Source organism: Bradyrhizobium sp. SBR1B, from assembly GCF_014198205.1.
Taxonomy (GTDB): domain Bacteria; phylum Pseudomonadota; class Alphaproteobacteria; order Rhizobiales; family Xanthobacteraceae; genus Bradyrhizobium.
Genome location: NZ_JACIHC010000052.1, coordinates 1 through 9,366, shown reverse-complemented (window position 1 = coordinate 9,366; position 9,366 = coordinate 1). Strand labels below are relative to the sequence as shown.

Genomic DNA, 9,366 nt, shown 5'->3' with positions numbered 1-9,366 from the left:
CGATCACGATCCGCTGGAAACGGTGATCACGATGCTCTGGAATGGGTGATCACGATGGCCTGGAATCCGTGATCACGATCGGCTGGAACACGCAGCAGGGGGATCCCGCGTCCGCACGAGGGGCACAAAATATTATGTGGCGGAGGAATCCAGCCGTGGCCGGCCCTGGCTGGCGTTAGGGCGCCTCCGCCACATAATCTCGTCCGACACATAAGAACGGATCGAGACCAAGCATCTCCTGCACCTTCGCAGCAAGCCCATCGTGCCCACAGCGGAAGTCGACGGGCCGCGTCGCGATATAAATCTTCAGTTCGGAGCCGGGGACAATCATCGTGACGCCCGCACCGCGCGGATCACTCGAGACAGCTGCTCCCCATCTATCGCCGCGTCCGTCCGCACGACGACGTCGCCAATCGCAATCTCGAGCTTGACTGCCGGAACGTGACGCTCCTCTAACGGCCCGTCCACGACCAGCGGCGCGAACGGCGGCTGCGGAGCCTCGCACGACGGTAATTCGCCGCGCTGTCGGAAGCGTCGTCGCCAATCGTAAATTTGCCAGCGCGTCGCTCCGTGCTTGCGCGCTACCTCCGCCACCTGAGCGCCGGGCAGCAGACTTTCGCCGACGATCCGAGCCCACTCGGCATCTGGACGCACACGACGCCCGGACGGTCCCTCAAGCACTTCAAGCCGGCTGACTGCTCCAGACCCAACTGTTGAGCTGTCCAAATGGGCGTCTTTTTTGCCGTCCAATCCCATCCCAAACCTCCGTTCAAGCCGGAGGCTTCTTCGCACATCTAATCCAATCCCGGAGCCAGGGTATTGGCTGAGCGCTTACCACCAATCTGGGGCATACGGCAGCGATTCCTGTCGATAGAGCCAAGGCCGGCAAATCGAGGCCGCTAAGCGGTCCGTACACATTCCCCGCTCTGCCGCGTAGCGCAGAAATGCCCGCAAGGTCGAAGCTGTGTTGGCCACCGAAACGCGGGACCATCGTCCCGTCGCCTGGTCGACGAAATAGGCGTCGACGTCTTCAGGCTGAAGAGCCCTGAGTTGCCGATTGGTTTTGTCGCACCAGCGCAGGAATCTGCTGACTATCCTACGCCCACAGTTTCGTGAAGGCTTGAGCCTTGTAGCTAGGCTGGGCAATGCCATTGGCAAGGTCAGCTAGGCGCTGCTGGAGGTCGCGCGAGAGTCCTCCAATGCCTGCGCCGAGACCTTGCAGGGCCGTGACGCGATGCTCAGGATCGTTAAGTCCCTCTGCCATGGCAAGAAGGCGCTCCTGAACTACGAGCGTAACCCGTTCCAGCCTCGGCCCGAGGCTCCGCAACGCCGAAGCACGATGCGCAGGATCGTCCAGCGCCTCGGCAAGTGCGACGAGGCGCTTCTGCAGCTCGGGGGCAAACTCCGCCAGGGAGTCTGCGAGACCATGCAAGGCCGCGACACGATACCCGGGACTGTTGAACGCCTCGGCAATTCCTACGAGGCGCTCCTGGGTCGCGACGGCTAGCGGGCCTACATGCGCCCTTAGAGCCCATAGCGCCGAGATGCGATCCACGGGATGAGCCACCTGCTCAGCAAGGGCAACTAGGCGCAGCTGGAGGGAGGGGGGAAGCCCTCCCACATGCTTTCCAAGAGCCCATAGGGCCGAGACGCGATGGCCGGGCAGGTTAAGCCGCTCTGTGAGAGTGAGCAGGCGCCCCTGGAGTGTGGGCGCAAGCCCTTCAACCCCCACGCCGAGGCTTCGCAGGGCCGAGACAAGATGCTCGGGCTCGTCAAGCCGCTCGGCGAGTGTAACGAGGCGCTCTTGCAGCGGGGGGGCAACTCCTCCTATGCGCACTCCAAGGCTCTGCAAGGCTTGAGCACGATGCTCGGAGTGGTTTAGTCCGTCGGCGACGGCAATGAGGCGCTCTTGAAGTGCGGGCGCCAAGTCTGCCACGCTCGCTCCGAGGCCCTCCACGGCAGAGGCCCTATGCTCGGAGTCGGGAAGTCCCTCGGCGAGCTTGATGAGGCGTTCCTGGAGCGGGGGCGCCAGCTCTCCGATGCCGGCGAGGCCCTCCAAGGCTTGGGTACGATACTCGGGCTCGTCAAGTCCCTCGGTGAGGACGACGAGGCGCCCCTGGAGCGCGGGCTCAAACTTTCCCACGTGGTCTCCAATACCCTGCATAGCTCGAGCGCGATGCTCAGGGTCGTTAAGCTTCTCGGCCAGTACGACGAGGCGCTCTTGGAGGTCGGGCGAAAACATTGCCGCGCCCGCTGCGATGTCCCCCACGGCCGAGGCGCGAAGCTCGGGGTCGTTAAAGCCCTCCGCGAGGGCAACGAGGCGCTCTTGCAGCGTCGGCGCAAAGTCTCCGATGCCGCGCCCGAGACCCTCGATGACGCAGACGCGATGCTCGGGGTCATCAAGGCCCTCGGCAAGGGCAACAAGGTGCTCCTGCTGAGCGCGCGCAAGCTGTCCTGCGCGCGCTCCGAGAGCCATGATGACGGAGACGCGATCCTCGGGGTCGTGGAGCCCCTCGGCAAGCGTGAAGAGGCGCGTTTGCAGCGGGGCCGAAAGCCTTGCCACGTGCGGTCCGAGGCCCCACACGGCCAAGAGGCGATGCTTGGGATCATTAAGCCCCTCGGCGAGGGCAACGAGGCGCTTTTGCAGCGGAGGCGCAAAGTCTCCGATATGATCCCCAAGGTCCTCTATGATGGAGACGCGATGCTTGGGGTCGTTAAGCCCTTCGGCGAGTGCGACGAGGTGCTCCTGCTGGTCTCTAGTCAGGTAATTCAAGTTGGGCGCTAGCGTTCGGATCGCACCAGAATCTATCAGCGCACCAAAGCGATCCGCGTTGCCTAGGAGAGCCGCTGTCGCCTTGTCCCAGGCGGACTGAACCCGGGTAGCTCGCTGAGCTGGCCGGCGCGCCGCAGCTAGCTGGGCGGCATCACGCAGTAGGCGACTCGTCTGCGACATCATCAACAGATCGGTCAGGCTGAGATGCTCAGCAATTAAACCGAGTACCTCCAGCGGCAGACGAGGGAGGTGCCCTTCGATACGCAGCGCAGCAGCATTCGATTGTTGAGGGGCAGAGCATCTCTGCTCCACGACAGAACGGGACGGGCCGCTTCCTTCGAGGTTAATCGCCGGCCCAATGGGAGAATCGTCCGCGCCGTCAGCTTCGTTGGTCTCGTATCCCACCCTCGGCGCCTTGCCCCGTCCGTCAATACCCCTCATGGTTCACCTCCTACAAGGGCGTCAATTGGATGAGTTCTTCTGCTCCACAGCCATCATCATCCGCGCTGCCGCCGACAAAGGGGCGCAAGCCGCGATTCTCAACGATCTCCATTGGTTGCTGAAGTACCCAGTCGGCAAATATCTCTCCGCGCAGCGTCACGTCGTCCAATACTGTCTGGGTAAACTGAAGTCGTTTCGTCGCGCGACAACCCGCAAGGCCAAGCTTCCGCAGCATCGAGGGGCGTCACCACTACAGCTGCTGTTATGGCCAATAAATGTCCAAGCGAACTTGAAGAGCATCGACTATTCCCCTTTTTAGCCGACAAATAGGAGATGAACGAATCTCCAGGAGAGACCACTCGCATCGACGTGCCATCTTGGCGATCAATACGCCAAGGTCAATGGGGTCGTCGCATTGGGCCGCGCCCATTTCCTCTCCCATGTGCATGAGATAGACGCGCATTATTTCGGGAACAAATAGATGTTCGTTATGAAGCAATATCTCGTGCCTATGGCTGCTGCCAGAACCGCAGATCCTTCGCACAGGCGGCATGTTTTGGGCTGTTGAAAACTGCGAGAAACCATCAAGCTGAAGTCAGGACCGATAACCGTTCTCAGCCGCCAGTTTTCCGAGCGCCCGCAGAACCGTCGCGAGAGGTACGATCAGGTGCGATGGAATATACTCATCCACCAAGCCGTCCTTCAGGAGCGCGCGCGCCAGCGGAATGTTTCGCATCACCGGCACTCCCGCAGCGGCCGCAGCATCAACCATTTGCCGCGCCAATACATCGGTACCTATGGCATCGATCATGGGCAAGGGGGTACGCTGCCGATCGTAGTAGATCGCCACTGCAATATGTGTGGGATTGGTAATCAACACGGTCGCTCTACGTGACTGCTCAATCCCGCCCTTGGCTAAGAATTGCGAATGGAGGCGCCTGCGTCGGTGTTTGACCAGAGGGTCACCCTCATTTTGCTTAGCTTCTCGTTTCACTTCGTCCAGCGACATCAAGTTTTTGTTCGTGAACTGCCATCGCTGGAACGCAAAGTCCAGAATTGCCACCACAAGGTAGCTCGCCCCCACATAACTAGCGATCCCGAGGAGCAGGTTACCCGTCACGGCACTTAGGCACGATATGCCACAGCTTGGCGTCCACACAAGCGCATGCATACCTTGCCGCAGCACAAGCATTATGGAGAGGCCGAGTATGAGCACCTTCACGATCGCCTTACCCAGATCGACGAGATTCTGCAGCGAGACTATCCTTCTGACGTTCTCGCCGGGGTTCAGCTTTTTCAGCGACGGCGTGACTGCCTCGGGGGAGTAAATCGCCCCGTTCTGCAGCAAATTCGCGCCCACGCCGATGACCAGGACGATGCCGAGGAAAGGTGCGACCATACTTTGTACTTCACCGAAACAAAACTCGAGTAGCTGTCGGCTGGCAATCAGGAAGTCCCCTTCAAGAAATGATACCGGCAACAGGATCGTTGCCTTAAGTCGGTCTACTAGACCAGGCAAAGAGGCAAAGAACAGTGCGAATAACCCAAGGGTTATCGCCGCAGAAACGACTTCCTTACTGTGCGGAACCTGTCCCTTCTTGCGCAACTCCCGCAGCCTCCTGGGGGTCGGCCTTTCGGTCCTTCTGCCGGTCACGGCAGTCACCTCGTGATGCGATGCACGATTCCGACAGGCGAGGGCATATGCTTGTCGGCATTGGCCAAAACAATCGTGAGCGATAAAATCAGCAGCAGAAGGGCAACTGCGCTCTTGACCGGCATGGCGAGAAAGAAGACTTCCAGTTGCGGCGCGAACCGGCCGGCCAGTGCCAAGCCCAACTCGCTAAGAAACATCGCAACAATGGCTGGACCGGCGAGAAGCAATGTCAGCAGCATCACGAGGTCTGCAAGATCTAACATACCGGTGACGAAGGCCGGGCCAAACGCAGGATGAAAGCTCCACAGTGGCCAGATGTCATGGGAGCGATAGAGCGCTTCTAACAGTTTGGAAAAGCCGCCGCTGACGAACAGCCATGTAGTGTAAAGCTGAGCTAGGAAGCTCCCAAGCGGCGAGTCCAGATTGTGGCTTGCCGGGCTCAACTGGCTCGGCATCGTAGCCCCTCTCTGATGGTCAATGAACGTGCCCGCGCTTTCCACACCCCACATAGTCGCGGCAATTGGCATGCCCAGCAGGCACCCGAGCAAGAGTTCCTTGAGCCCCAAGCCCAGGATCGGCACCAGACGTGTAATGTCGAGATCCGCAGGCCTCGTTGCCCAAGCGAAACCCATTGCCGGGAGCGCTAATGCCATGATCACGCCATTGCGCGCCGGCGCCGTCACCATACGACGTCGCAGAAAGGGCATGACAAGCGCCATCCCTGTCACCCGTGCCACCGCAAGCGCAAGGACAACAATGAAAGTACCCAGGTGAGCTGGATCAAGTGGTGACATGGCGCAGACTCCTCTAGCGCTTACTTAGCCAGCTCGGCGGTCGCTCTTGCTGCAGTTGTGCCCGGCAAAGAGAGGAACATTTTAGCAAGTCCATTGGCCTCAGACTTACATCCCGGCGATCTGGTCGAGGATGTTCACCGTATACCGGCTAAGCTCACCAAACCAATTCGCGGTGGCGACTAATATCAGGCTCACGCATATCAGCTTCACGGCGAAAGAGAGTGTCTGCTCCTGAACTTGGGTCAGAGCTTGCACAACGCTAACGATCAGTCCGACGCCTGTCGCGACGAGGACTGTGGGCATCGACAAGACAAGCGTCAGTTTGAGCGCGCCAATGGCAATGTGGGTGAGTGTGGCGGTATTCATGGCGCTGCTCCCGCGTAGGAGAAGATGAGGCCATGAATTAGGCGCTGCCACCCGTCCACCGCAACGAACAAGAACAGCTTGAATGGCAAGGATATGGTCATTGGCGAGACCATCATCATGCCCATTGCCAGAAGGATGTTCGAAACGACGAGATCGATGACGATAAACGGCAGAAATAACAAGAAGCCGATCTTGAACGCGTCTTCTAGTTCGGATGTGATGAAGGCCGGAATCAAAATCATGAATTCGCTGCCAGTTATGGCAGCGGCGTCCTCCTTGCTCCACAATCCCTGAGTCGCATTGACAAAGAATTGCCGTTCCCGTTGCGACGTGTTTTTCAGCAGAAAGTTGCGAACTGGCTCGGCGGCTAGCGTTATCATTGTCCCTAACTCGCGGATATCTTGGGATGCGATTGGTTTGTCGCGCACTGCTTCATACGCACCTTTAGCCACTGGCTGCATGATGTAGACGGATAGCAGGATGGCGATCGCGTTCAGCGCCATGTTCGGAGGAATGTTCTGAACGCCGAGAGCATTGCGAATGAGCCCAAAAACGACGACGAGCTTCACGTAAGAGGTGACGGTAATAGCAACGAAGGGAGCGATTGCGACGCAGGCGATCAGGATAATCAGTGTCGCGGGATCAGGGAGCGCCATCATCGTTCTGCTCGTGCTAATCGCAGGTCGAGCACGCGCACACCGGTTCGCTCGGCGATGCGCACCAATTCACCCGTTGCGACGACCTGGCCATTGACGCGCAAGCTAATATTGGTAGTGGCATCAAAACCAAGATCAAGCACTTGGCCGACAGCCAATTCGCGAAGCTGCCTGAGCGGCATGGTCAGGCGTCCAGCATCCACATCAACAGGAAGTTCAATGTTGTCGAAGGTTTCCGGTGGGAGCAGATCCGGTCTATCCATCATAAAGTCCACAGCTGAAAGGACGGTGAGGCGGTCGTTGCAGATCGAAGCGCGAAAGCAAGGATCGCCAGAGAGGCATACGAGAACAGTTATGATGCCGTCATTGCAGACCGGGGTGGTATCCAGCAGGATGACGTCACCTAACGCGAGTTGATGCAGATCCGCCAAGATGAGGCTGACGCGCTCTACCAGCAGAACGAGAGAAAGGGGCAGATCATCGAGCGCGGCGCTTACGACCGAAAGCCCAGAGCAGCAGTCGGCGATCCATTGCAACCCGCCACCATCGAATTCTACAAGCCCGAGGACGTCGTTTGGACGCTCTAAGCGAAGAATCTCAAATGCGTACGGAAACGTTCCAGGGCTTTCGGCCGAAGACCAGGTCGGCCGATGACCACACCATTGTTCCACCTTAATCGCGAGATCTCGGAAGACAATGTCGAACAGGATTTCTCGCAGGCCGTCACCGGGAGACAATGCGGTAATTTCCGGCCAATGTTGCACAGCGGCCGCTGGAAGGAGCGTCGAGTCAACTGCGACTCGAATCCCGTGGCCGCGTGGGCGCATCACGGCCCGACAGTAAGCCGCCGGAAGACGCGGAGGTGCCGAACCTGGCATGACAGCTTCCGCGTCGATGCCAGCGATGTTGAAAGAGACTGGCAGACGTATAGCAAGACGCGAAACGGCGGCAGCCTCACGTGGGCCATAGCAGGGTAGATCGATCACGCGCCCTTCTCAACTTGGTGGTAGAGTAGTGTCTCAAATGTGCGAGATAGCCGGTTGCTGCCTTGCTCGTCCAACATTGAGCTGAAGACGATCAACACAATGCGCATTTCAAGCTGATCGGACAAATCGTGCGCAAATGCATGGCCATGCACCTGCAGGATAGGCCAAAGCCGCTCGGACCTGATGCCCACCCTTAGGGTATCATGCTGGAAACTGACGGTCACAAGCGCATTGCCGAATAATTCGCGGTTCAGCGTGACGTGCACCTCGGTATTGCCGGCATAATCCCGGCGGACCAAAGTGTGCTCGGTAATCCTCCTGGTCAACTCAACGAGTTCAACCGATCGTAACAGCTCTTCGGGCACTCGCCGACACAGCATAGGGCCAGGCATGGCACCAATGATCGAACCGGCAATGAACGGAGAAGACGTAGCGCTTTCGCTTTCGGCCAGATCATGGTCGAAAACCTTATAATCGGGCGCGCGATCGGATCCCTCGCAGGCGTCTATGGTCTCCTCCTCGATCAGTTGCGAGAACCAAGCGTTATCCCCGGTACGCACATGCGTCGGCACCGGGGCTGCCACCGGAATTAATCGGCTACGTGGTTGGATGCACGACATCGCAGGCCTTGTCGGTAGTTGCATCTAACTTCCTCTGCTAAGTTTGAGCGCTGTGGGAATGGGGCACTTGGCTCAGCCGCGTCGAATCCCTTGGCAGGACACGCCGCTCACCATCGTGGCGACTACCAAACCACAACCGTAATTTTTCAGTTGGCCTTACTTCTCCAGGACATCGTATTTTTCGCAACCCACTTCCAGGAGAAAAGCAGGCAGCCGCTCGACGGAGTAGCATCCACTTCTCCATGTACTCACGGTCGACCAGAAGCCAATACAATTTCGATATGGTAATCAGCTGATGGGCTTATGCCCTTCAGGAACAACATGCTCAGCGTCGGATGGCTGGTTTGAATGAGCAGGGATCAGTGCGATTTTCGGAAACCTACAATCCGCAACCGCCTCTTCAGATCGTTTCATCTTCTCGGGAACAGTGCTGCCAAGGCTCGAGCTGGATGCCCGGGCAGACCGAGCGCCTCGGCAAGAGCAGCGAGGCACCGCTGGAGCTTGCGCATGTCCGTCGTCAGATAATTTGAGACTGGTCAGGCTTTTTGAGAAGGGAGGCTCTGGCTCATCAGGGTTAGAGTTTAAGCGACCTGCAGTTGATGCTGCAAGCGGCGGTTTGCGATGGTATCGCGCTTGATGCGGTTTGAACCGCCCCGGGTTTGCCGGAGGCTATTTGGTTTAAGTTATGCCGCCATGGCGGGCTGTTCCAGCATGGCGTAGTAGCGTTGCTCGGCTTCGGCCGGCGGAATGTTGCCGATGGGCTCTAGCAGCCGCCGATTGTTGAACCAGTCGACCCATTCCAGGGTCGCGAACTCCACGGCCTCGAAGCTGCGCCATGGCCCGCGCCGATGGATTACTTCGGCTTTGTAGAGACCGTTGATGGTTTCGGCGAGCGCGTTGTCATAGGAATCTCCGACACTGCCGACAGACGGCTCGACACCAGCTTCAGCCAGGCGCTCGGTGTACTTGATGGATACGTATTGGGCGGATTCAAACGGTCGTCGCAACACCGATTGTTTTCACTCATGACAGCAGTTCGTCAAGCGCTTCTGCCGGCGTTTTCCAGCCCAGCGTCT

General features: G+C 58.6%; 12 protein-coding genes and 1 pseudogene. 2 read left to right on the top strand and 11 right to left on the bottom strand.

The features are described 5' to 3' along the window. Positions 1 to 175: 175 nt before the first annotated feature. From tnpB to GGD61_RS39705, 3 genes are all read right to left on the bottom strand, one after another. Positions 176 to 331 carry an IS66 family insertion sequence element accessory protein TnpB gene (gene tnpB / locus GGD61_RS41835; RefSeq protein WP_183232497.1) on the bottom strand — a complete coding sequence of 52 codons (156 nt, stop codon included), beginning with the start codon at positions 329 to 331 and terminating at the stop codon, positions 176 to 178. Then, positions 328 to 756 (bottom strand): transposase, encoded by a 429-nt coding sequence (locus tag GGD61_RS39710; protein WP_183232496.1) that lies wholly within the window; start codon positions 754 to 756, stop codon positions 328 to 330. Before GGD61_RS39710 ends, tnpB begins: the two co-directional genes overlap by 4 nt. Before the next feature lie 75 nt (positions 757 to 831). Next, positions 832 to 1,152, bottom strand: coding sequence for a site-specific integrase (locus GGD61_RS39705; RefSeq protein WP_183232495.1), 321 nt, complete (start codon positions 1,150 to 1,152; stop codon positions 832 to 834). A gap of 82 nt (positions 1,153 to 1,234) precedes the next feature. Between GGD61_RS39705 and GGD61_RS41125 the strand changes: the two genes are divergently transcribed. Both GGD61_RS41125 and GGD61_RS41120 read left to right on the top strand, forming a co-directional pair. Continuing rightward, complete coding sequence (locus GGD61_RS41125; protein WP_246786215.1) at positions 1,235 to 1,507, top strand: hypothetical protein; 273 nt, start codon at positions 1,235 to 1,237, stop codon at positions 1,505 to 1,507. 462 nt (positions 1,508 to 1,969) lie between these two features. Continuing rightward, the gene (locus GGD61_RS41120) at positions 1,970 to 2,785 is read left to right on the top strand and encodes a hypothetical protein (protein ID WP_246786214.1); all 816 of its coding nucleotides are present in this window, start codon (positions 1,970 to 1,972) and stop codon (positions 2,783 to 2,785) included. Positions 2,786 to 3,224: 439 nt separating this feature from the next. Here the strand turns inward: GGD61_RS41120 and GGD61_RS39695 are convergent, their stop codons facing one another. From GGD61_RS39695 to GGD61_RS39660, 8 genes and pseudogenes are all read right to left on the bottom strand, one after another. Continuing rightward, a complete protein-coding gene (locus tag GGD61_RS39695) occupies positions 3,225 to 3,449 on the bottom strand; it encodes a hypothetical protein (RefSeq protein ID WP_183232493.1) in 225 nt (74 codons plus the stop codon). A 360-nt stretch (positions 3,450 to 3,809) separates the two neighbouring features. Further along, positions 3,810 to 4,868, bottom strand: a complete 1,059-nt coding sequence (locus tag GGD61_RS39690; RefSeq protein WP_312012857.1) for an EscU/YscU/HrcU family type III secretion system export apparatus switch protein — start codon at positions 4,866 to 4,868, stop codon at positions 3,810 to 3,812. 5 nt (positions 4,869 to 4,873) lie between these two features. Continuing rightward, positions 4,874 to 5,662: a type III secretion system export apparatus subunit SctT gene (gene sctT, locus GGD61_RS39685; protein ID WP_183232491.1), complete on the bottom strand. Its 789-nt coding sequence runs from the start codon at positions 5,660 to 5,662 to the stop codon at positions 4,874 to 4,876. Positions 5,663 to 5,767: 105 nt separating this feature from the next. Beyond that, entirely contained in the window at positions 5,768 to 6,028 is a 261-nt protein-coding gene (sctS, locus tag GGD61_RS39680) for a type III secretion system export apparatus subunit SctS (RefSeq protein ID WP_183232490.1), read from the bottom strand. Next, entirely contained in the window at positions 6,025 to 6,687 is a 663-nt protein-coding gene (gene sctR / locus GGD61_RS39675) for a type III secretion system export apparatus subunit SctR (protein ID WP_183232489.1), read from the bottom strand. The genes sctS and sctR overlap by 4 nt, the downstream gene beginning before the upstream one ends. Next, entirely contained in the window at positions 6,684 to 7,670 is a 987-nt protein-coding gene (locus GGD61_RS41560) for a FliM/FliN family flagellar motor switch protein (RefSeq protein WP_183232488.1), read from the bottom strand. The genes sctR and GGD61_RS41560 overlap by 4 nt, the downstream gene beginning before the upstream one ends. Next, complete coding sequence (locus tag GGD61_RS39665) at positions 7,667 to 8,314, bottom strand: hypothetical protein (RefSeq protein ID WP_183232487.1); 648 nt, start codon at positions 8,312 to 8,314, stop codon at positions 7,667 to 7,669. Before GGD61_RS39665 ends, GGD61_RS41560 begins: the two co-directional genes overlap by 4 nt. A gap of 659 nt (positions 8,315 to 8,973) precedes the next feature. Next, positions 8,974 to 9,276, bottom strand: a pseudogene (locus GGD61_RS39660) (integrase core domain-containing protein); the annotation flags it as partial. Positions 9,277 to 9,366 lie beyond the last annotated feature (90 nt).